Source organism: Coralliovum pocilloporae, assembly GCF_030845175.1.
Classification (GTDB): Bacteria; Pseudomonadota; Alphaproteobacteria; order Rhizobiales; family Cohaesibacteraceae; genus Coralliovum; species Coralliovum pocilloporae.
Map to the genome: position 1 here is coordinate 1924026 of NZ_CP132542.1, position 21828 is coordinate 1945853.

A 21828-nucleotide genomic window follows, 5' to 3' on the forward strand; every position below is an offset into this window, starting at 1 on the left:
ACTGACCGACCGGTCAGCCTTAACCTGTTCCTGTAATGCCGAAGGAACTCAGGAGATGTCATGGCAGAGCACAGCCCGGTTTCCATTCTGGTTGATGGCCCTCTGGCGATTATTCGTGTTGATAATCCGCCGGTCAACGCGCTCTCCCAGACTGTTCGCCAGGGACTGCAGGATGCTGTTCATCAGGTGGAGCAGGATGCGACCGTCAAGGGTTGCGTTCTCATCTGTGCGGGACGAACGTTTATCGCAGGGGCTGATATCCGGGAATTTGGCAAAGGGCCTCTAGAGCCGCCCTTGCCTGATGTGATCAATGCTATTGAACAAAGCAACAAGCCGTGGCTGGCTGCAATCCACGGGACAGCGTTGGGAGGTGGCTTTGAGCTGGCGCTCGGCTGTCACTACCGGGTCATGTCAGCAGATGCCGAGATCGGTCTGCCGGAAGTTGCTCTTGGAATCATTCCCGGCGCTGGCGGCACCCAGCGCCTGCCTCGGCTGACTGGTGTGGCCAAGGCGGTTGAGCTGGTAACCTCGGGGCGGAGGATTACGGCATCAGAAGCCGAAAATCTGGGTATCTGCGATCTGGTCGCGGTGGACGGGCTTGAAGAAGCCGCGAAGGCTTTTCTGACTGAGCGCCTGAAAGGTGACCGGGCTCATGCGAAAACCTCGGAACGACCGGTTGAAGGCCTATCGGATGAGGATGCCGCGACCGCTCTTGCAGCTATCGGGAAGAAAGCCCGAGGGCAGGTCTCTCCGGTGAAAGCGGCCGAATCCGTCCTGAACAGCCAGGCGATGACGTTCCCGGACGGACTGTCTGCAGAGCGGGCGATCTTCATGGAGCTTGTTCAAAGTGATCAGGCGAAAGCGCTTCGGCATGCGTTCTTTGGTCAAAGGGCCGCTGGTAAGGTCAGCGAGATAGAAGGAATCAGCCCCAGGCCTGTCAGTTCTGTGGCCGTGATTGGTGCTGGCACGATGGGAGCGGGGATTACCGTTGCGTTTGAACGGGCGGGATTTGCCGTAACCTTGATTGAGCAGACAGCAGAAGCCCTGTCGGCGGGTGTCGAGAGGGTCAGCGGGCTGTATCGCGCTTTGATCGTAAGGGGAAAAATAACGGAAGAGGACGCGGGCGATGCACTTGCTTCCATTCTCCGCTCGACCAGCCTTGATGCTGCATCAGAGGCTGACCTGATTGTCGAGGCCGTGTTTGAAGATATGGCCGTGAAGTCAGACCTGTTCCGCAGACTGGACGGTGTGGCAAAGCCCGGTGCCATTCTCGCCACCAATACGTCTTATCTGGACCTGAATGCGCTTTCAGCAGAGACAGCACGTCCTCAGGATTGTCTGGGCCTGCATTTTTTCTCCCCCGCCCATGTGATGAAGCTTCTGGAGGTTATTCGCGGTGCTGAAACGGCACCTGATGTTCTTGCGGCCGGGCTTGGAATTGCGAAACGTCTCGGCAAGACCGGTGTCGTGGCCGGGGTCTGTGATGGGTTTATCGGCAACCGGATCTGGTCAACCTGTCGCAAGCAGCTTGAATGTCTTCTCGAAGATCATGTGATGCCCGAAGACGTGGATGCCGCAATGACCCGCTTCGGTTTTCCCATGGGGCCTTTTGCGGTCTACGATCTGTCGGGGCTGGATATCGCCTGGGCTCAGCGCAAACGTCTTGCGGCCAGTCGGAACCCGCAGGAGCGCTATGTCTCCATTCCGGACAGGCTGTGTGAAGCGGGTCGTCTGGGGCAAAAGGCGGGGCGCGGATATTATCGCTATGAAGCGGGAGACAGGCGGCCTCAAACGGATCCTGACGTTCTGGCAATCATCGTGGAAGAAAGGGAAGCGCAGGGCATCTCGCCTGAGCCACTGGAAGCCGGAGAGATTCAGCAACGGGTGCGTGCCGTCATGGTCAATGAAGGGGCACGTATCCTGGAAGAGGGTATTGCCACGCGCCCTGTTGAAATCGACATGGTGATGATCCACGGCTATGGCTATCCAGCCTGGCGCGGCGGGCCTATGCACGAGGCGGATCAGATCGGTCTCGACAGAATTCTCGAGGATGTAAAGGCGGTCTGCCGGACAGGAGGGTTCGGCTGGCAACCTTCGGAACTGCTTGTGGAACTGGTTCGGTCCGGTCGTTCCTTTGAGAACCTGAACAGTTGAATGGTGTACAGGTCGCCGGTGTTGGTGTTGGACTTCCACCCGTGACATGATAAGGACAGGCTGACAGTCACAACATGGTCTCGTGAGAACTCGATGACAGAAGCCAAGTCGTCGGCACCCGTTGCCGACCAGACGCAAATGACACCCATTGCGTCAGCCGATCGTACCCTGCAGTTGGAAATCAATGGCCTTCTGGCTGTGAAAGAGAGCCTGAACAACGGTCTTCAGGATCAGTTCAAGGCAGCCGTCGAGACCATTCTGAAGGCCAGCGGGCGTGTCATCGTATCCGGCATGGGCAAAAGCGGTCATGTGGGCAACAAGCTGGCCGCGACCCTGGCATCAACGGGAACTCCGTCCTTTTTCGTGCATCCTGCAGAAGCCTCTCATGGCGACCTTGGCATGATTACCAAGGATGATGTGGTGATCGCCTTGTCATGGTCCGGCGACACGGCGGAGCTGAGCAGCCTTCTGGCCTATACCCGCCGGTTTGGTGTGAGCATGATTGCGATCACCTCAAAGAATAACAGCGCGCTTGGTCGCAATGCCGATATTGTCCTGGCCCTGCCGCGTGAAGAAGAAGCCTGCCCGCATGGACTGGCACCGACCACCTCCACCACCATGCAGCTTGCCCTGAGTGACGCGCTGGCCATTGCGCTTCTTGAGGCCCGTGGGTTCACGGCGGAACATTTTGGCGTCTATCATCCGGGTGGCAGCCTTGGGGCCAACCTCAAATACGTGCGTGATCTGATGCGCAAGGGCAATGCCATGCCGTTGGTCGAATCGGGCATCAACATGACAGACGGCCTTATTCTGATGACTGAAAAAGGTGTCGGCTGTCTCGGGATTGTCGGCCAGGACGGTGAGCTGGTCGGCATGGTTACCGATGGCGACTTGCGGCGTCATGCCCAGGATAACCTGCTTGAGCTGACGGTTGATCAGGTCATGACCGCCGGCCCAACGGTGGTGTCGCCTGACATTCTCGTCAGCAAGGCCATGGAGATCCTGTCACAGGGCAAAATCAATGTGATCTTTGCCGTTGAGGAAGGACGTCCTGTCGGTGTTCTCCACGTTCAAGACCTGATCCAGCAGGGTGTTGTCTGAACCCTATTCCGACCCGATCAGAAATCCGGGGCCGTTGCCGAGAACAAGTGGATCGGTCGCCCCGATAGTATCCTGATCCCTGCCCGGATAGTCGATTGAGGTGAGGACATGCTGAATAGCATTCAGCCGCGCCCGCCGCTTGTCGTTTGAACGCACAATTGTCCATGGGGCAATATCTGTATGGGTCCGGTCAAGCATCTGGTCGCGGGCGGACGTATAGGCGTCCCATTTGCCCAGTGCCGAGACGTCAATGGGAGACAGTTTCCAGACCTTCAACGGACTGTGACGCCTGTCGTGGAATCTTTTCCATTGCATTTCCCGTCCGATATTGAGCCAGATCTTGAACAGATGGATGCCTTCATCCACCAGCATGCTTTCAAAGCGGGGGACATCTGTCAGGAATTTCTCGGTTTCGCTGTCCGAGCAGAAGCCCATGACCGGCTCCACCCCGGCGCGATTGTACCATGACCGGTCAAACAGGACGATCTCGCCCTGGGTCGGCAGGTGATCCACATAACGCTGGAAATACCACTGGCCGCGCTCGCGCTCGGTCGGTTTTGAAAGGGCCACAGTGCGCACCCAGCGCGGGTTGAGATATTGCCGGAAAGCCCCGATTGTGCCGCCTTTCCCCGCAGAGTCCCGACCTTCAAAAACAATAACGACCCGTTCGCCCTTGTGTTGGACCCACTGTTGGAACTTGACCAGCTCAATCTGCAGATCTGTCAGGTGTTTCTCATATCTGGAGCGCTTCAGTTTGCGGTCATAAGGGTAGCCACCGCTGGTCAGGGCTGCATCCTTCAGTGCTTTGGGGAACTCGGCATCCTCAAGATCAAATGGCAGAGCATTACTCATAAATTGGCCCTTTTTGAAAACTCGGCGAAGGTCATACCAAAGGAATTTAATATTGACCCTGGTGACCGAGATTTATCCGTTTTCTGACAAGGAGCAGTTGGCGAGGTGGTATGGATACCATAAGCCAGCTGCAACGCTGCTCAGAATGCGGATAAATCCAGCCTTCGGCGCCTTGCAATCGCCCACTGGACTTCGTTGCTTTCCTCGACCGATGCGCCGCATCGCCCTTCGAAAAGCGCCTTGCCAGTAAACGATTGTAAGGCATCACATGGGTCAATATTAAACTCCTTTGGTATCAGTTCCGGCAAGTATACAAGGTCGGGTCACCGGGAGTCGATCCTGTGTCAGAATACTGTCGCCGAATACGTCTATACTCATGATTCGTTTTTCTGTGCACAGATGGGCTGCAGGCCCTATCTTTGCAGCACGAAGCCTGATTGGTGAAAAGAGTATGGTGGAACACAGTCTGGATGAAAACAGGTTGCCGACCCTGTCCCGATCCCGCGAATTGCGGGAGCGGTTGCTGAATGGCAAATGGGTTATTGGCGCGTCTGTACTGGTCCTGTCCCTGCTTGGCTATTTTGAAGATGTGGCATGGCCGCTTCTTGCAGCCTCGTTCCTGGTTCTGGCTTTCGCCGTTGTCCTGACCCCGCGCAAGCCGCGTCTGGCCAAGATCAGGGCAGGGCTGGCCCAGCGTAACGTCTGGCCCGATACGCGGATCAAGGCTGCAGTGGAAGCGCTGCCGGAGCCTTCGTTTCTGATCGGGCCAAAGGGTATCGTCCGTTTCGGCAATATGGCAGGGCATCAGATGTTTCCGTCTGTCGAGGTTGGCGAGCCTCTTTCATTCAAACTCCGGGTTCCGGAATTCCTCGACGCGCTGGCCAGAGTGACGCAAGGGGGAGACGCTGAATCCGTTGATTATGCGGAGCGCCTCCCCACAGCCCGGTATTTCCGAGCCACATTCACAGGAATCCGTCTTGGCCCGGGCAACAGGCGCTCCGGCAAGCTGCCGCCGGACTTTGTCTTGCTGGTCTTCCGGGATCAGACGGAACAGCGACGTGTTGAGCAGATGCGTGGGGACTTCATTGCCAATGCCAGTCATGAGCTGCGAACGCCCCTTGCCTCTCTTTCAGGGTTTATCGAGACCCTGAAAGGACCGGCCAGGGATGATGCAGAAGCGCGCGATCGATTCCTCGATATCATGTCCAGTCAGGCCCAGAGGATGTCCCGTCTGATTGATGATCTTCTGTCTCTCAGCCGGATCGAAATGAAACCGGCCATGAGTGATGCGGAAGAGATTGATCTGAACAACCTCGTTCATCAGATCGGAGATACCCTGGCTCCGCTCCTGGAAGAGCTGAATGTCAGCCTTGAGATGGATCTGCCGGAGACGCCTCTTCACGTCCACGGCGTGCGGGACGAGATGACCCAGGTGTTCAGCAATCTTATTGAAAACGCGATCAAATACGGCCAGAGCGGTGGTCGTGTTCGTGTGTCAGGTCGCCTCGAGACGCGGGTACCTGACGGGCGGATAAATGCAGTTCTTTCGGTGCGGGACTGGGGTCCGGGAATTGATGCCGAACATCTGCCCCGGCTGACGGAGCGATTCTATCGTGTGGATGTTCAGACCAGCCGTGCCAAGAAGGGTACAGGACTGGGGCTGGCCATCGTGAAACACATTATAGGGCGGCATGGTGGGCGGCTGGCAATCCGCAGTGAGCCGGGAAATGGTGCCTGTTTTGATGTCATTCTGGAATCATCAGAATCTTGAAGAGAATAAATTAGTAATGATATCAATAGTTTAAAATGTCGCAAAACTGTCATGAAGACGTCATATAACGATGATGTCAGGTGCCTATTGTGCGGGCAGAGCTTGGTCCGGAAGAGATCAGGTTTTAAACCTTTCTAGGAGAGAACTCGTGTTGAACAGATTGACAGTAAGCGCTGTTGCTCTTGCCGTGGCTGGCACCATGTTTGCCGGTGCTGCAGAAGCACGCGACCGTATTCAGATCGTTGGCTCTTCAACGGTATTCCCGTTCGCAACAGCGGTTGCTGAGCGGTTTGGTCAGAAAACCGAATTTGACACCCCGGTCGTTGAGTCCACCGGTTCCGGCGGCGGCATGAAGCTGTTCTGTGCAGGTGTTGGTGAAAACACCCCGGATGTGACCAATGCATCCCGTCGCATCAAATCCAGCGAATTCGAAAAATGTGTTGCCAATGGCGTGACCCCGGTTGAGGTCAAAGTCGGCTTCGATGGCATCGTTATCGGTAATGCAAAAGCAGGTCCGGAGATTGACGTAACCCGTCAGCAGCTGTTCCAGGCTCTGGCTCGTCAGGTTCTCGTTGATGGCAAGCTGGTCGATAACCCGAACCAGAAGTGGTCTGACATTGACCCATCCCTTCCGGATGTGAAAATTGAAGTCCTCGGCCCGCCACCGACCTCCGGTACCCGTGATGCTTTCGCTGAGCTTGCTCTCGAAGGTGGTGCCAAGAAATTCCCGATCCTCAAGGAGCTGCGCGGCCTGAAAGCTGGTGACCCGCGGATTGCTGAGATCGCAAAAGAAATCGGCATTCCGGAAGCTGCTCTCAGCAAAGACGGCAAGGCTCTTAAGGGTAAGAAAATCTTCGGCGCAATCGCTCACGCCGTTCGCGAAGATGGCGCTTACATCGAAGCTGGTGAGAACGATAACCTCATCGTTCAGAAGCTGGAAGCCAACCCGAATGCATTCGGCATCTTTGGCTTCTCCTTCCTTGATCAGAATGCTGACAAGATCCAGGGTGCTCAGGTTGGCGGTGTTGCTCCGGAATTCGATTCCATTGCAGATGGCGACTATCCGGTTTCCCGCTCCCTGTTCTTCTACGTGAAGAAAGAGCATGTGGGTGTTATCCCGGGCATCGAGGGTTATGTTGCCGAGTTCACCAAAGAGGGAACCTGGGGTGATGAAGGCTACCTGACCGACAAGGGTCTGATCCCGCTTCCGGCGGCTGATCGCAAAAAAGGCGCTGAAGAGGCCAATGGCCTGGTTCCGCTGAGCCTTTAAGACTTTCTGGACCGGCCCCGCATTCTGACGGGGCCGGCCTTTCTGATTTTCGGCCGAAAGGTCGACCCGAAGGCCTGCAAAAAAAGGCCGTCTGCTGGGGCAGGGATGTCATGTCTGTTTTCTGGATTGTGCTTGCAGGACTCTGTGTTCTGTTCGCTGTAGGGTTTGGTGCTGGCAAGGCCCGAGCTTACGCGGTGTGTAACGGAAGTGTTTCGGACCTTCATTCGCGGCCTGGCTACCACGGAGCCTATGTGGCTCTGTCAATCTTCCTGCCCTGTCTGTTTGCCTTGCTGGCCTGGGCGATCGTTTCCCCGTCCATTCTGGAATCCTATGTTCTGTCCGAAAGTGCTGCCGTAACTGCGGGCATGAGCGCGCCGGAAGTTCAGGCTTTCGCACGTGATGCCCGGGCTCTGGCCTTTGGCGGTATCGTTGGACGTCCGGAGCTGGTGAAGGATGCGGCAGAGCTGTATCGATCCTATTCCGCCGTCAGTGATACCCTGATCCTGGTTGTCGCCGGTCTTCTGGCCGCTGCCGGGTTTTTTCTGAGCTACCGCAAGATCCAGGTCGATACGCGCACCCGGCATACGGTTGAGCGCGTTATCCGCATCACACTGATCGCCTGTTCAGCTATTGCCATTCTGACGACGATTGGCATTGTGATGTCGCTGATCTTTGAATCCCTGCGGTTTTTCCAGAAAATTCCGCTGCTTGACTTCCTGTTTGGTATCGAATGGAGTCCGCAAACCGCGCTCCGTGCGGATCAGGTTGGCGGTTCCGGCACATTCGGCATGATTCCGCTGTTCGTCGGTACTCTTTTGATTACGCTGATTGCGATGCTGGTTGCAGCGCCTGTCGGTCTTCTGGCGGCAATTTACCTGTCTGACTATGCCACCAACCGGGTGCGTGCAATTGCCAAGCCGGTGCTTGAGATTCTCGCCGGTATCCCGACAGTGGTGTACGGCTTCTTTGCAGCGCTGACTGTTGCGCCCATGTTCCGGGGGTTTGGTGAGAGTGTCGGCCTGACGGTATCGTCCGAATCCGCGCTCGCTGCCGGGGTTGTCATGGGTATCATGATCATCCCGTTTGTTTCTTCGCTGTCCGATGATGTGATCAATGCGGTTCCGCAGTCGCTGCGAGATGGCTCTGCCGGTCTGGGGGCAACCAAGTCCGAAACCATCATGCGCGTCGTTCTGCCCGCTGCCCTGCCGGGTATTGTCTCGGCTCTGCTTCTGGCTGTCAGCCGGGCCATCGGTGAAACCATGATTGTGGTGATGGCAGCAGGTCTTGCAGCCAATCTGACAATCAATCCGCTTGAGGCGGTCACCACAGTGACTGTGCAGATCGTCACCCTTCTGGTCGGTGACCAGGAGTTTGACAGTGCCAAGACGCTGGCTGCCTTTGCGCTGGGTCTTGTCCTCTTCTGCGTCACGCTGGCGCTGAACGTAATCGCCCTTCGTGTGGTCCAGAAATATAGAGAGCAATATGACTGATATGGCAAATCAGGCTGCGCCTGCGACCCATGCGTCTGGCGCGAATTTCCAGTCAGATGCCGCTCGTCGTCATCTGGCCCGTCGATATGCAAGGGAGCGCCGGTTTCGCTTGCTGGGCATGAGTGCGGTACTGGTCGCTGTCCTGTTCCTCGCCATGCTGCTGTCAACGGTGGTGTTTCAGGGCATTCCGGCCTTTACCAGCTATTCGCTGTCCCTGACCGTGAATGTGCCGAAGAGTGAAGTCGACCCGGAAGGGACGGGCGATCCGGCTGTCCTCCGTCGTGGTGACTATGAACTCTATCTGAAACAGGCCATGGCTGAGGCGCTGCCGTTCAAAATCGGTCGTAAAGACCGACGCTTGCGCAATGGCCTGATCTCAAGCGGGGCCGGTTTGTCAGTGCGTGATGCGCTCATCGCCGATCCGTCCCTGATGGACAGGCCGAATGCCTATTCCGTCCCCCTGTCGGATTTTGCGGATCTTTATTTCAAGGGTCTTGTTACAGATCGCGAGATGGTGGCTGTTCAGGGAACCCTGTCTCCGACGGTGGATGGCAAGGATGCGGAACTGCTGTCCACCAGCAGCAGTGATTTTGCGGCCATTCTGGATGAAGTGAAGGACCATCTGGCGGGACGCGCCAATGGTTTGCGTCAGAAAGCCCGTCTCTCACAACTGTCCGAGAAAGCGCTTGAGGCTGATCTGGCGGATTACAGACGTCGCCTTGCAGATGCAGATGCGGAAACACGGGAGACCCTTGAAGGCCGTATCGAACGGGCCGACAAGGATCTGGCTGCGGTCAAGGCCCGTATTGCCAACCACCTGGCGGAAGCTGACAAACTCGACCAGAAGGCTGCAGATGTCAGTGAAAGTCTTGAGCTTGATACAACGCTGCCGTCTTACCTGATCCGCATCAATGATGGCGTTGTTCGCCTGAATCAGGTCTCGGCTGCCGGTGTGAAGGGTGAAGTGCTCATTCCGCTGTCATCGGATGAGGATGCTGCAGCCGTTAACTGGACAATGGAACGTCTGGTCAAGCCGGAAAGCAATCGCAAGCTGTCTGATAAGGAAATCGTCTGGCTCGATCATCTGAAAAGCCAGAATCTTGTCTCCTACGGCTTCAACACAACATTCTTTTCGGCCGGAGCCAGCCGCGAGCCGGAACTGGCAGGGATCTGGGGTGCCATTGTCGGCTCATTCCTGACGATGGTAGTGACCCTGCTGCTGGCTTTCCCGCTGGGTGTTGCTGCTGCCATCTATCTTGAGGAATTCGCGCCCAAGAACCGCTGGACCCAGCTGATTGAGGTGAACATCAACAATCTGGCTGCGGTACCATCCATTGTTTTCGGTCTTCTGGGTCTGGCCGTCTTCCTGAATGTTTTCCACTTGCCGCGCTCCGCGCCGATTGTCGGTGGTATGGTTCTCGCTCTGATGACCCTGCCGACCATCATTATTGCGGCGCGGGCCGCTCTGAAGGCCGTGCCGCCCTCCATCCGTGAGGCTGCACTGGGCATTGGGGCCTCGAGAATCCAGACCGTGTTTCACCATGTTCTGCCTCTGGCAATGCCGGGGATCCTGACCGGCACCATTATCGGCATGGCCCAGGCCCTGGGTGAAACTGCACCGCTGCTGATGATTGGCATGGTCGCCTTTATCGTCGACATTCCGGCAGGTCCACTGGACCCGGCGACCGTGCTGCCGGTGCAGATCTTCATGTGGGCGGATTTCCCGGAAATCGCGTTCCAGCAGAAGACGGCGGCAGCCATTATGATCCTGCTCGGCTTCTTGATTTTGATGAATGCGCTGGCCGTTGTGCTGCGCAAGAGATTTGAACGGCGCTGGTAGACACAGGTCTCAGCTGCTTTAGAGGAAAAAGCAATGTCACTTCAGGAACAGACCGCGTCAGAAACCGCGATGGCTTCCGCATCGGCTAGCCCGAGTTACAAGATGCGCGGCAAGTCCGTTGACGTTTTCTATGGAGAAAAGCAGGCGCTTTTCGGCGTTGATCTCGATATCCGTGAGCGCCAGGTGACAGCCCTGATCGGCCCGTCCGGCTGCGGCAAGTCGACCTTTCTGCGCTGCCTGAACCGGATGAATGACACCATTGATGTGGCTCGGGTTCAGGGTGATATCACACTTGATGGTCTGGATATCTATGACCCGTCCATCGATGTGGTCGAGTTGCGCGCCCGTGTTGGCATGGTGTTTCAGAAACCTAACCCGTTTCCGAAGTCCATTTTCGAGAATGTGGCCTATGGGCCACGCATTCATGGCCTCGCCCGGGACAAGGCGGAGCTTGAGGAAATCGTCGTGACCAGCCTGCAGAAGGCGGGTCTCTATGAGGAAGTCAAGGATCGGCTTGATGCGCCTGGTACAGGTCTCTCCGGTGGTCAGCAGCAGCGCCTGTGTATCGCCCGCGCCATTGCCGTGAGCCCGGAAGTCATCCTGATGGATGAGCCATGTTCGGCGCTTGATCCGATTGCAACCGCCAAGGTTGAAGAGCTGATGGATGAGCTGCGGGAGAACTATACGATCGTGATCGTGACCCATTCCATGCAGCAGGCCGCGCGCGTGTCGCAACGGACAGCCTTCTTCCATCTGGGCGTTCTGGTTGAAGAAGGGGCGACAGACCAGATCTTCACCAACCCGGCGGACAAACGGACGCAGGATTACATCACAGGCCGTTTCGGCTAAGCCGGATTGCACAGAATACAGAGCACCTGATCAGCCCGGCTGATAAATGGTGCTCGTGACAGGGATCAGATCAATGACAGATCATATTGTATCGTCTTTTGATGAAGAATTGCAGCGGCTTGCCGGCCGCATTGCAGAAATGGGCGGTCTGGCTGAAAAGCAGGTGGCTGAGGCTGTTACTGCGCTGAACCGCGGCGATATTCCGTTGGCCAAGTCTGTTATTGAGTCGGACAAGCGGCTGGATGATATGCAGCGCGAAATTGAGGACCAGGCGATTATTCTGATCGCGCGTCGTCAGCCGATGGCCTCTGATCTGCGTGAAATCATTGCAGCCATGCGAACCTCAAGTGATCTGGAGCGGGTCGGTGATCTGGCCAAGAATATCGCCAAACGTGTTGTGGCAATGGATGGTGGCCATCACTTCAAGGCGTTTATTCTGGGCGTTGAAAACGTTTCCGAGCTGGCTCTCGGGCAGCTGCAGCGGGTGCTGGATGCCTATACGGGCAAGAACATGGCTCTGGCTGAAGAAGTGCGGATGCGCGATGATGAAATCGACGCGCTTTATACGTCTCTTTTCCGCCAGCTTCTCACCTATATGATGGAAGACCCGCGCAATATCACATTGTGCACGCATCTTCTGTTCTGCGCCAAGAACATTGAGCGGATTGGTGACCATGCAACCAATATCGCTGAGACTGTCTACTATGTGAAGACAGGCGAGCAGTTCGAGGAAGAGCGTCAGAAAGCCGATGAGACGTCTTTGCTGTCGCATGAAGACATCAGTCAGCCGGAATAGCTGAAGGGGACAGACCAGGATGGGACCGCGCATACTCGTTGTGGAAGATGAAGAGCCGCTCAGTGTTCTGCTGCGGTACAATCTTGAGGCGGAGGGCTACAGTGTCAGCACCGCTATGACGGGAGACGATGCAGAACTGTCATTGCAGGAGGCAACCCCTGATCTGATCGTCCTGGACTGGATGTTGCCCGGCCTGTCAGGTATCGAACTGTGCCGACGCATTCGTGCTATGCCGGACACCGAGCGGGTGCCGGTGATCATGCTGACAGCACGATCTGAAGAGACAGATCGTATTCGCGGCCTCACCACTGGCGCCGATGATTATATGGTCAAGCCTTTCTCGGTGCCCGAGCTCGTGGCTCGCGTAAAGGCGCTGTTGCGCCGCGCCAGCCCGGAGCTTGTCTCAAGCCTGCTGAAAGCCGGTGATCTGGAACTGGATCGGGAAACCCACAGGGTGCACCGCAACGGTCGCGAGATCCATCTCGGACCTATCGAATTCCGTCTGCTTGAGTTCTTCATGCAGAGCCCGGGGCGTGTCTTCAACCGTGAGCAGTTGCTGAATGGCGTCTGGGGGCACGATGTCTATGTGGATGAACGCACCGTCGATGTTCACGTAGGCCGCCTGCGCAAGGCGATCAACCGTGGCCGCAGCAAGGACCCCATCCGCACAGTCCGCGGCGCTGGTTACGGGCTGGACGACAAAATTCACTAGGGTCAGGACCCATTAATTTCATTCATCCTGCGGAGGAGATTTTTCTGTTCGGCGCGGCGAAGGTCTGAAGGAAACCTGGCAGGTTTTCGAAGAGCTTCAACAAAGCCGGGCTGTAAAATCACCCCGCCCTACGGGTTCATCAGGGAAATGCAGCCTGGACACAAACCAGATCTTGAATAGGGTCCACCTGTCCTGCGTCCTGCTTTGCGCCCATTCTACATTTCCCTGATGAACAGAATGAACGAAATTAATGGATCCTGACCCTAGAGCGCGTTGCGCCAAAGTGGGAACCGGTTTGGCGAATAACAACACGCTTCAGCAAAGTAGTGAGCGCGTTGCGCCAAAGTGGGAGCCGCGTCAGCTCAGTATTTCAGGTCGTAGTGAGCCGTCACCACATTCCGCATGGCATCCTTCAGGGCTGCCAGGTAACGGGGCATATCCGTCCGGATGACATTCGTATGGCTTGGCGCGAAAATCCGAATGTCATAGGCCTCGAAGAAACGGTCTATCGCGCTGATGATCTCATCAGGATCTGCCCACCGGAGCCAGGGAAAGACCACACAGTTTGTTATTGAGACATCGGTGGTAAATCGCTCGGCGGAATAGCCGACATCCTCCATCTCGTCCATGAAACGGAAGCACTGGTGCTCATTGTGGGCGTTAAGAGCCCAGTCCACCGGACACAGAAATCCGGTCTTGTGCTCATAGATCCATTGGGTCAGCGCATGATCGACGAACAGCGGCTTGATGATTTCTATCGTATGCTCGCCAAGCTCAATCCTGTCGCCATAATCGAGTTTTACCGCGTCACCGAGCCCGTGGATGTCGTAGTGGTCATGCCCGCTGACCGTCAGAACCTGCATATCAGGATAAGCCCGTTGAATAGCGGCTGTATTGGCCGCATGCGGTAGCTCTGTATGACTGATCCAGAGATAATCCAGACTGCGACCCTGGAGCAGGTCTTCAAGGGCTGAGAGAATTGTAGTGTGCTGAGCCGGGCCAAGTGTATCAATCAGAAATGTCTTCTGATCGATAAACAGATAGGAGCTGTAGATAATATCGTTGGCTTTGGGGTCGAACGCCGGATCAATCCGTGCGAAATCTTCGGCAAAACCGCGATTGAGGCGGGCGGCATCTGCGCCCGCACAATGGCAGATCCAGTATATCTCAGGCGTGATCTGTCGCACACCGACGCGGGTTGCGCCGTCTCCGTACACTTTCATGGTGGTCGGCAAGGTCATTGGCACAACTCCGAAATAGCGTCCTGTATCTTTGCAACATGGCCTGGAACGTCCCCACGGATCGCATTGCCATGGGTCGGTGCGATGACATTGACCTGCCTGCTGGCAAAGACCCTGGTGATGTCCGCATTGGCGGCCTGCCCCTGAACCATGGGAAGAAACCGGAAAGCCGCGCCGTGATAGTGACGGAACCATTGTGTCGGAATGCCGTCTTCCATCTCATCGTCAAAGGCGTCATCGGCTGTTTCCGGAAACAGATATCCAAAGGCATCGGCTGTAAACAACGTGCCTGTCTGTGCGTCATACATCCACTGGGTGCCGGGCTGATCCTTCAGTATCCCGTCAGTGAAGGAGATCGTGCGCCCGCCATAGGAGCCTTCAGTCCCCGCATAGGCGAAGTCTACCTGTTCCTCTGAAACCCACCATGGGAGCTCGACATGAGGCAGGATCGCGCTTGAGACGACCAGTCTTGTCTGCGGCCAGGCGTCAAGTATGGCGCTCAGATTTCCCGTATGAGGCAGTTCCGTATGGGTCAGGAAAACAAAGCCGGGTGAGCTTTCTCCCAACAGCTCCTTGAGCTCGGCCATAATCTGTTTGCGGTGCAGATGTGAGCCTGCATCGAAGATCAGAGGACATCCATTATTGAGCAGAACAAACACACGGACAGCCTCACACCAGCCGTCTGCACCCAGGGCACTCTCTCCGATCTGATATAGATCGTCACGAACCTGTCTGAGCATGATCCGCCTCCCTTGCCTCTTTCATGCCACGCAATATTCGAGTTCAGTGAACGATAAGGTCGGGAGAGGTGGGACGACTATTGCTTTTTATGTAAATAATAATATCAATATTGATATGAGTGGGCTGAGACGAAATCTGCCGTCTATTCGTGCATTGGAAGTGTTTGACTGCGTTGCCCGGGTGCAGAACGCGACACGGGCGGCTGAAGAGCTGAGCACCTCCCAGTCCGCTGTAAGCCGTCATATCCGGCAGCTTGAGATCCAGCTGGGAGCGGCTCTCTTTGCCCGACACGGTCGCGGCATCATTCTGACCCCGGTTGGGGAGGTCTATGCCCGGGAGGTCGCGGATATTCTGCAAAGGCTGCATGAGGCGGGACAAAGCGTTGCGTCCGGCAGGCATGAACTCACCATTGCCTGTACCCACGAGGTTTCTCATCTTCTGCTGATGCCACGATACAACGCGCTTAAGGAAGCCGTTGGATCGGGCACTCATATCCGGATTCTGACCTGCGAATATACCGCTATTCCCGGGATGATAGACGAGGGCGCTGACATCGTGTTTGATTATCTCCCAAAGCGACCAAGAGGACATGCTGCCATGGTGTTGCGGGAGGAGGTGACACCGGTTGCCGCTCCTGACTTTCTCGCCGGGATCAAGGATATTCTGGCTGAACCACCGGATCGGTGGGGTGGTATTCCTCTTTTGTCTCTTACAAAGGACAATACCGGATGGGCAACCTGGAGGGACTGGTTCTCATTTCAAGGCGTCACACCGCCTCCAACTGCGAAACAGGCGTTCAGCAACTATGTTTATGCGCTTGAGGCCGCAACACGCGGTGAGGGGCTGGTTCTGGCCTGGCGCGGTTTCGCTGACCGGTATCTTGAATCTGGTCAGTTGGTTCCGGTACGGGAGACCTGGCTTAAGAGAGAGAACAGACTTTATGCCGTCATGACACGCAATGGAGATCTGAAAGATGTGGCGAGAAACTGCCTGCGCGCCCTTTCAGGTTTCGGTTCTTCGGTCGGGCACCGCCTGAAATAATAAAAGCCGGTCCATGACCGGCTTTCATCTGATGCTGATAATGTCGGGATCAGCCTTGCGCGGCTTTCTTTTCGCGACGGCGATCACTGACCGGCTGATAGGCAACCTTGCAGTGATAATCGCAATAGGGCAGGCCGCTCTTGGACTTGTTGCCACAGAAATGGAATTCCTGATCACCCGGATCGCCAATTGGCCATTTGCAGGTGTATTCGGTCAGGCTCAGGATTGTCGCGCGCTTGGAAATCGGCACAACCACATCTGATTTCGGTTCAGCCTGAGGCTGCGCCTGTGGCGCTGCTTCCGGTTTCATCTGCGGTTCCATTTTCAGAGCCGCATTGCCGACACTCTTGGGGGCAGCTCCACCGGAGCTGCGAGCCCCTGGCTGGCTCGGAGTTCTGGCGCGTCGCGGGCGCGGTGCGCTGGAAGATGTGGTCTTGGCACGGCCCGATAGCCCCAATCGGTGCACTTTGCCAATGACTGCGTTTCGGGTGACGTCGCCCAGCTCAGCTGCGATCTGGCTGGCGCTCAAACCCTCTGTCCACAGTTTCTTTAAAGTTTCAACACGCTCGTCTGTCCACGACATTGAGATGCCCCTGAAGTCCGTGTTTGCTCAGAATCCTGCCCCGTCATGCCAAAATACATATGGCACGCTCTTTCAGAATCCGTTTATGGTAATGACTAGTCCGCCGCACGAGATGTAGTCGTTAACAATTTAGAAACTACTATATGCATCGACTCTCTGGCAAGAGTCGCCGTGCTGATTTCTGTTGATAGCGTCGATTTTATGACAGAAATCCGGCACTTGCTGCATCGCAGCGATGGGTGATCCTGATCCTCCGGCCTTGTCTGCCCTCGAAGCGCCGGGAAATGTTGACAATCCGGCGGATTTCGGAAATAAACGGTTTTCAGGAAATGCCGCCTGGAGTGCGGCATTTTTTGTTTTTCTAGGCATTAAGTGAATAATCATCGGAAATATATAATTTTTCCGCAGATAATTCTCTTTTTGTTGAAGAGCTGATATCCGGGTGCTCATTTTGCCTGACAGCGGGCAGGAGAGGTGTCCGGATAAGACCGTAACGGATCGGTTCAGACCGTCTGGACTGATAATGCAGGAAGACGAACATGCAGACCTCGTCGCTCTATGGAACCTATGCGCGGGCCGACCTGGCCTTCGAAAGAGGTGAAGGTGCATGGCTGTATGATGAGGCGGGAAATGCCTATCTGGATTTTGCGGCTGGTATTGCCGTCAACTCAGTTGGCCATTCTCACCCCCATCTGGTTGAAGCACTGAAAGCCCAGGCTGAAAAGCTGTGGCACGTGTCCAATATCTATGGCATTCCCGGCCAGGAGCGACTGGGGCGACGACTGTGTGAAGCAACCTTTGCTGACCGGGTCTTTTTCACCAATTCCGGCGCTGAAGCGCTGGAATGCGCGATCAAGACTGCGCGGCGCTGTTTCTACGACAGGGGTGAGGCAGATCGTTTCGAGATCATTACCTTTGAAGGCGCCTTTCACGGCCGGACACTGGGTACGATTGCTGCAGGCGGTAATGAGAAATATCTGGAGGGCTTTGGCCCGAAGGCTGATGGCTTTACCCAGATTGTTCATGGTGACCTGGATGTGGTGAAAAAGGCGGTGTCCGCCAGAACAGCAGCATTGCTGATTGAACCTATTCAGGGTGAGAGCGGAATTCGCTCAGCTGATCCGACTTTCCTGCGTGGATTGCGCCAGATTGCCGACGAGGCCGGTTGCCTGCTGATCTTTGATGAGGTCCAGACTGGTGTCGGGCGGACAGGTCGTCTGTTTGCCCATGAGCTGTTTGGTGTGGAGCCGGATATCATGGCAGTGGCCAAGGGAATTGGTGGCGGCTTCCCGCTCGGGGCCTGTCTGGCCAGGGAAAGTGTGGCTGCCGGCATGGTTCCGGGAACCCATGGGTCGACCTATGGCGGTAATCCACTTGCCGCCGCAGCCGGAAATGCGGTGCTGGATATCGTCCTTGAGGACGGTTTTCTGGATGAGGTTGCACGCAAGGGCCTGTTGCTGAAGCAGAAGATTGCAGCGCTTGTCGACCAGCACGGAGATATTTTCGAGCTGGTCCGTGGCGAAGGCCTGATGCTTGGCCTGAAGTGCAAGCCGCCGGTTGGTGATGTGCTTGCTGCGGTCCGTGAGCGCAAGTTCCTTGCTGCTGCTGCCGGAGACAATGTCCTCCGTCTCCTGCCACCGCTGGTCATCACCGAAGAGGACATGGATGCAGCCATTGAGCGTCTTTCCGCTGCTGCATCTGACCTTGAAGCAAAATTGAAGACAAAGACGACAGAAGGGCAGGCATCATGACCGGCCGGAGCTTTATTGACTTAACGGATTTCTCCAGATCTGAGCTGAAAGCCATTCTCAAGGCCAGCCATGATATGAAGGCGGACAATCCCTGTGTGCGTGCTGGTCAGGGCCCTCTGGCTGGCAAGGTCCTGGCGATGATTTTCGACAAACCGTCGACCCGCACGCGAATTTCCTTTGATGTGGGCATGCGTCAGCTGGGTGGCGAAACCATTATGCTGACCGGAGCTGAAATGCAGCTTGGCCGCGGCGAGACCATCGCTGATACGGCGAAGGTTCTGTCTCGCTATGTGGATGCCATCATGATCCGGACCCTGAGCCACACGGATGTGCAGGAACTGTCCGAACATGCCACCGTGCCGGTGATCAACGGCCTGACCCGCTTTTCCCATCCATGTCAGATCATGGCTGACCTGATGACCTATGAAGAGCATAAGGGTGATATCGAAGGCCGCAAGGTGGCCTGGGTTGGCGACACCAACAATGTGCTCGTATCCTGGATGCATGCAGCAGAACGGTTTGGCTTCAACCTTTCGGTTGCCACACCGCCGGAACTGAGCCCGGGAGACGAGATCAGGAGCTGGATCAATACCGCCAGTGCACCGGTGTCTCTGACCAGCGATGCCTATGAGGCGGTCGAGGGAGCGGATTGCATCATCACCGATACCTGGGTTTCCATGGGTGATGACGATGCGGAACGACGTCACAATCTGCTTATGCCCTATCAGGTCAACAGCCGCCTGATGGCAGAAGCCGACAAAGACGCCATCTTCATGCATTGCCTTCCGGCCCATCGTGACGAAGAAGTGACGACAGATGTGATGGATGGTCCCCAGTCCGTGGTCTTTGATGAAGCGGAAAATCGCCTACATGCACAGAAGGGCGTTCTGGCCTGGTGCTTTGGTGAGGTTGCCGTCTAATGAGTTCTGAAGACACGATGGAAGCGTTGAGCGGTTTCTCTGAAACCGACGACCGGGTGTTGCCGTTTCAGGTTGCCCCGCTGGATGTACGTGGGCGCGCGGTCTATCTGGGCCCGGCCATCGACACGATCCTGTCCCGGCATAACTATCCCCGCTCGGTGTCAAAGCTTGTGGCCGAGGCAACTGTGCTGACGGCTCTTCTGGGCACGGCGCTGAAGTTTGATGGCCAGTTCATTCTGCAGACCCAGACGGATGGCCCCGTCAGTATGCTGGTGGTGGATTTCCGCAGCCCCGGAGATATCCGTGCCTGTGCCACATTCGACGCCGAGGCAGTGAAACAGGCCGAGGCTGAAGGGCTGCTCGGGCATGCGGATCTGATAGGCGATGGTGTTCTCGCCATGACAATCGACCAGGGCGCTCATATGCGGCGTTATCAGGGGATCGTCCCGCTGGAGAACATGACGCTGGAAGATGCGACCCATCACTATTTCCAGCAGTCAGAACAGATCCCGACAGAGGTGCGGGTTTCTGTGGCTCAGGTCCAGACCCGGGGAGAAAACGGCGCTCAGCCCATGTGGCGGGCTGCCGGGATCATGGTTCAGTTCCTGCCGGAATCCGAGGAGCGCATGCGGCAGGCCGATTTGCCGGGCGGCGACAACCCGGATGATGAGGCTGAAACCACGCGGTTTGATGAAGATGACGCATGGACAGAGGCCAAGGCCCTGCTGCGTACGGTCGAGGATCATGAACTCACAGAGCCGTCCGTAACCGCAGAACAGCTTCTCTACAGGCTCTATCATGAGCGCGGTGTCCACGTGTTCGACAGTCAGAAGCTGGTGGAACGTTGCGGTTGTTCGGAAGCACGCATTCGCGATGTGCTGAGCCAGCTCAGTCCTGAAGAGATCGAGGACAGCATTGAAAACGGCGAAATCTCGGCCACATGTGAGTTCTGTTCCGTTCATTATCGCTTTGATCCGTCCGAATTCCGCTCGTAACTGATCCGCACCACCTTATATGCATTATAAGAGACGAACCGCATCGGCACTCATGGCTTCTTCGGGATTTCAGAAGGAACATGAACGGTTTGTAACTTGCCGCCTCTTGTCGCAGGCCAGATAATGGTCTGGTCCGATCGGGAGCCGGGCAAGCATCTGTGAAAATGCGTTGTTTGGCGGTATATGGCAGATTTGCTAGACTGACCGCCACGGCGCACTCCTGAAAGGTTGAAAGACTTTTCAGACAAGAGTTCGCGCAAGATAGTGTTTTAAAACGCCGTCCACGCCTTTGGGTCAATGATGCGGCGCTTTAAAATCAGGTGGCAGTTTGTGATGGATGGCAGCATCGAAACGGAAGACGTGAAAAATCCGGGAAGCCTGACGGGACGGTTTCTGAAAGCCTGCATACAGTTGAGTCTGATTGTTGGTGTCGGCTACGGGACCTATACGGGCATCGGCGCGCTGTTTGGCGAAGCAGACGGTGCGAGTGGATTCAAGCCGCGCGAGAAGGAATATACCGTTCAGACGCAGATTGCCGATCCGAAGGCTCTGCGGCAGGAAATTGGCGTGTTTGGCACGATCGTTGCCGGCCGTTCGGTTGAGCTGCGCGCGCTTGTTGGCGGGCCGGTTGTCAAGGTCAGCAGCAATCTGAAAGCGGGCTCTGTGGTCAGAAAGGGCGAAGTTCTCGCCGAGATTGATCCGTTCAATTTCAAGGGTGCTCTGTCTGAAGCTCGGGCCAATCTGGCTGAAGCCAAGGCAAGGCTTAAAGAAGCGCGTGCCCGGATTGACCTCGAAAACACCATGCTGCGACATGCACGCTCCCAGCTGGATCTGGCTGTTCGGGATGAAGAGCGCGCCCTGTCCCTTGTGGAGAATGGCACCGTCACCAGCCAGACGGTTGATACCCGCAGACTTGTCACCAGTCAGCGCCGTCAGGCCGTTGGTCAACGGGAACGAAATCTTGAAATCGAAGCGGCCCGTGTGGGCCAGCAGCAAGCAGTGATCGCGCGTCTTGAATGGCAGGTCGAACGGGCCGAGCGAGATGTGGAGAACACGCGTCTTCGGGCTCCGTTCGATGCGGTTGTGATGACCGAGACCGTCGAGCCGGGTCGGATGCTCTCCGTCAATGATGTGGTCACCTCTCTCTATGATATCGGTTCTCTCGAAGTGCGGTTTACGCTCTCGGATGCACAATTTGGCCGGATATCAAAAGATGACCGCCCGCTGATTGGGCGTGCCGTTGATCTCAAATGGCGGCTTGGTGACGAGCTTTACAGCCGCAAGGCGGTGATTGACCGGGTTGGCGCTGAAGTGGCTTCAGATCGTGGCGGTGTGGATGTGTTCGCCCGTCTTGAAGATGGAGCAAAACCATCGAGTATCCGCCCGGGCGCATTCGTCGAGTTGCAGATCCCGGGACATCGTGTTCTGAACGCGGTGCGCGTGCCGGAAGCCGCTGTCTATGGCGGCAATCAGGTCTTTATCATCAAGGACAATCGCCTGAAGTCTGTGTCGGTCAGTCTGGCGGGCTTTGAAGGCGAGCAGGCTATCATTCAGGGTGGTCTGAAGAAGGGCGACGAGATTGTCGTCAACCGTCTGTCCCGCGCTGGAGATGGCCTTCTGGTTATCCGGGAAGGCGAGGCGTCGAAAACGTCTGATGAGGATGACAGCTCAGACAAGATTGCCGAGCTGAAACCGTCCGGTCACCCTTGAGGTCAGGTCGC

18 protein-coding genes are annotated in these 21828 nt (G+C 56.2%); 14 read left to right on the top strand and 4 right to left on the bottom strand.

The genetic code is table 11. The features are described 5' to 3' along the window. Positions 1-60: 60 nt before the first annotated feature. Together RA157_RS08950 and RA157_RS08955 are read left to right on the top strand one after the other, a co-directional pair. Positions 61-2154, top strand: coding sequence for a 3-hydroxyacyl-CoA dehydrogenase NAD-binding domain-containing protein (locus RA157_RS08950; RefSeq protein ID WP_350336112.1), 2094 nt, complete (start codon positions 61-63; stop codon positions 2152-2154). Positions 2155-2247: 93 nt separating this feature from the next. After that, complete coding sequence (locus tag RA157_RS08955; protein ID WP_350336113.1) at positions 2248-3255, top strand: KpsF/GutQ family sugar-phosphate isomerase; 1008 nt, start codon at positions 2248-2250, stop codon at positions 3253-3255. A 3-nt stretch (positions 3256-3258) separates the two neighbouring features. On the opposite strand, the gene ppk2 is transcribed toward RA157_RS08955, so the two are convergent. Continuing rightward, entirely contained in the window at positions 3259-4107 is an 849-nt protein-coding gene (gene ppk2, locus RA157_RS08960; protein WP_350336114.1) for a polyphosphate kinase 2, read from the bottom strand. 376 nt (positions 4108-4483) lie between these two features. Here ppk2 and RA157_RS08965 point away from each other — a divergent pair, with 376 nt between their 5' ends. The 7 genes from RA157_RS08965 (at position 4484) to phoB (ending at position 12835) form a co-directional block, all read left to right on the top strand. Then, positions 4484-5878 (top strand): ATP-binding protein, encoded by a 1395-nt coding sequence (locus RA157_RS08965; protein WP_350336115.1) that lies wholly within the window; start codon positions 4484-4486, stop codon positions 5876-5878. A gap of 199 nt (positions 5879-6077) precedes the next feature. Then, a complete protein-coding gene (locus RA157_RS08970) occupies positions 6078-7148 on the top strand; it encodes a substrate-binding domain-containing protein (protein ID WP_434058496.1) in 1071 nt (356 codons plus the stop codon). Positions 7149-7258: 110 nt separating this feature from the next. Further along, positions 7259-8638, top strand: coding sequence for a phosphate ABC transporter permease subunit PstC (pstC, locus tag RA157_RS08975; RefSeq protein WP_350336116.1), 1380 nt, complete (start codon positions 7259-7261; stop codon positions 8636-8638). Continuing rightward, a complete protein-coding gene (gene pstA / locus RA157_RS17695; protein ID WP_434058483.1) occupies positions 8631-10478 on the top strand; it encodes a phosphate ABC transporter permease PstA in 1848 nt (615 codons plus the stop codon). Before pstC ends, pstA begins: the two co-directional genes overlap by 8 nt. A gap of 69 nt (positions 10479-10547) precedes the next feature. Further along, complete coding sequence (gene pstB, locus RA157_RS08990; protein WP_350336184.1) at positions 10548-11327, top strand: phosphate ABC transporter ATP-binding protein PstB; 780 nt, start codon at positions 10548-10550, stop codon at positions 11325-11327. A 73-nt stretch (positions 11328-11400) separates the two neighbouring features. After that, positions 11401-12123 (top strand): phosphate signaling complex protein PhoU, encoded by a 723-nt coding sequence (phoU, locus tag RA157_RS08995; RefSeq protein ID WP_350336117.1) that lies wholly within the window; start codon positions 11401-11403, stop codon positions 12121-12123. Between the two features lie 19 nt (positions 12124-12142). Further along, entirely contained in the window at positions 12143-12835 is a 693-nt protein-coding gene (gene phoB, locus RA157_RS09000) for a phosphate regulon transcriptional regulator PhoB (RefSeq protein ID WP_350336118.1), read from the top strand. A 362-nt stretch (positions 12836-13197) separates the two neighbouring features. On the opposite strand, the gene RA157_RS09005 is transcribed toward phoB, so the two are convergent. Then, positions 13198-14076, bottom strand: coding sequence for an MBL fold metallo-hydrolase (locus RA157_RS09005; protein WP_350336119.1), 879 nt, complete (start codon positions 14074-14076; stop codon positions 13198-13200). Next, positions 14073-14816: an oxygen-binding di-iron domain-containing protein gene (locus RA157_RS09010; protein ID WP_350336120.1), complete on the bottom strand. Its 744-nt coding sequence runs from the start codon at positions 14814-14816 to the stop codon at positions 14073-14075. The genes RA157_RS09005 and RA157_RS09010 overlap by 4 nt, the downstream gene beginning before the upstream one ends. Positions 14817-14931: 115 nt before the next feature. Between RA157_RS09010 and RA157_RS09015 the strand changes: the two genes are divergently transcribed. Further along, positions 14932-15858: a LysR family transcriptional regulator gene (locus RA157_RS09015; protein ID WP_350336121.1), complete on the top strand. Its 927-nt coding sequence runs from the start codon at positions 14932-14934 to the stop codon at positions 15856-15858. A gap of 49 nt (positions 15859-15907) precedes the next feature. Here the strand turns inward: RA157_RS09015 and RA157_RS09020 are convergent, their stop codons facing one another. Beyond that, positions 15908-16441 (bottom strand): GcrA family cell cycle regulator, encoded by a 534-nt coding sequence (locus RA157_RS09020; RefSeq protein ID WP_350336122.1) that lies wholly within the window; start codon positions 16439-16441, stop codon positions 15908-15910. 539 nt (positions 16442-16980) lie between these two features. Here RA157_RS09020 and RA157_RS09025 point away from each other — a divergent pair. The 4 genes from RA157_RS09025 (at position 16981) to RA157_RS09040 (ending at position 21817) form a co-directional block, all read left to right on the top strand. Beyond that, positions 16981-18192, top strand: a complete 1212-nt coding sequence (locus RA157_RS09025; RefSeq protein WP_350336123.1) for an aspartate aminotransferase family protein — start codon at positions 16981-16983, stop codon at positions 18190-18192. Beyond that, positions 18189-19112: an ornithine carbamoyltransferase gene (gene argF, locus RA157_RS09030; protein WP_350336124.1), complete on the top strand. Its 924-nt coding sequence runs from the start codon at positions 18189-18191 to the stop codon at positions 19110-19112. Before RA157_RS09025 ends, argF begins: the two co-directional genes overlap by 4 nt. Beyond that, the gene (locus RA157_RS09035; RefSeq protein ID WP_350336125.1) at positions 19112-20107 is read left to right on the top strand and encodes an Hsp33 family molecular chaperone; all 996 of its coding nucleotides are present in this window, start codon (positions 19112-19114) and stop codon (positions 20105-20107) included. Before argF ends, RA157_RS09035 begins: the two co-directional genes overlap by 1 nt. Positions 20108-20440: 333 nt before the next feature. Continuing rightward, on the top strand, positions 20441-21817 hold the full coding sequence (locus RA157_RS09040; RefSeq protein ID WP_350336126.1) for an efflux RND transporter periplasmic adaptor subunit: 1377 nt from the start codon (positions 20441-20443) through the stop codon (positions 21815-21817). Positions 21818-21828 lie beyond the last annotated feature (11 nt).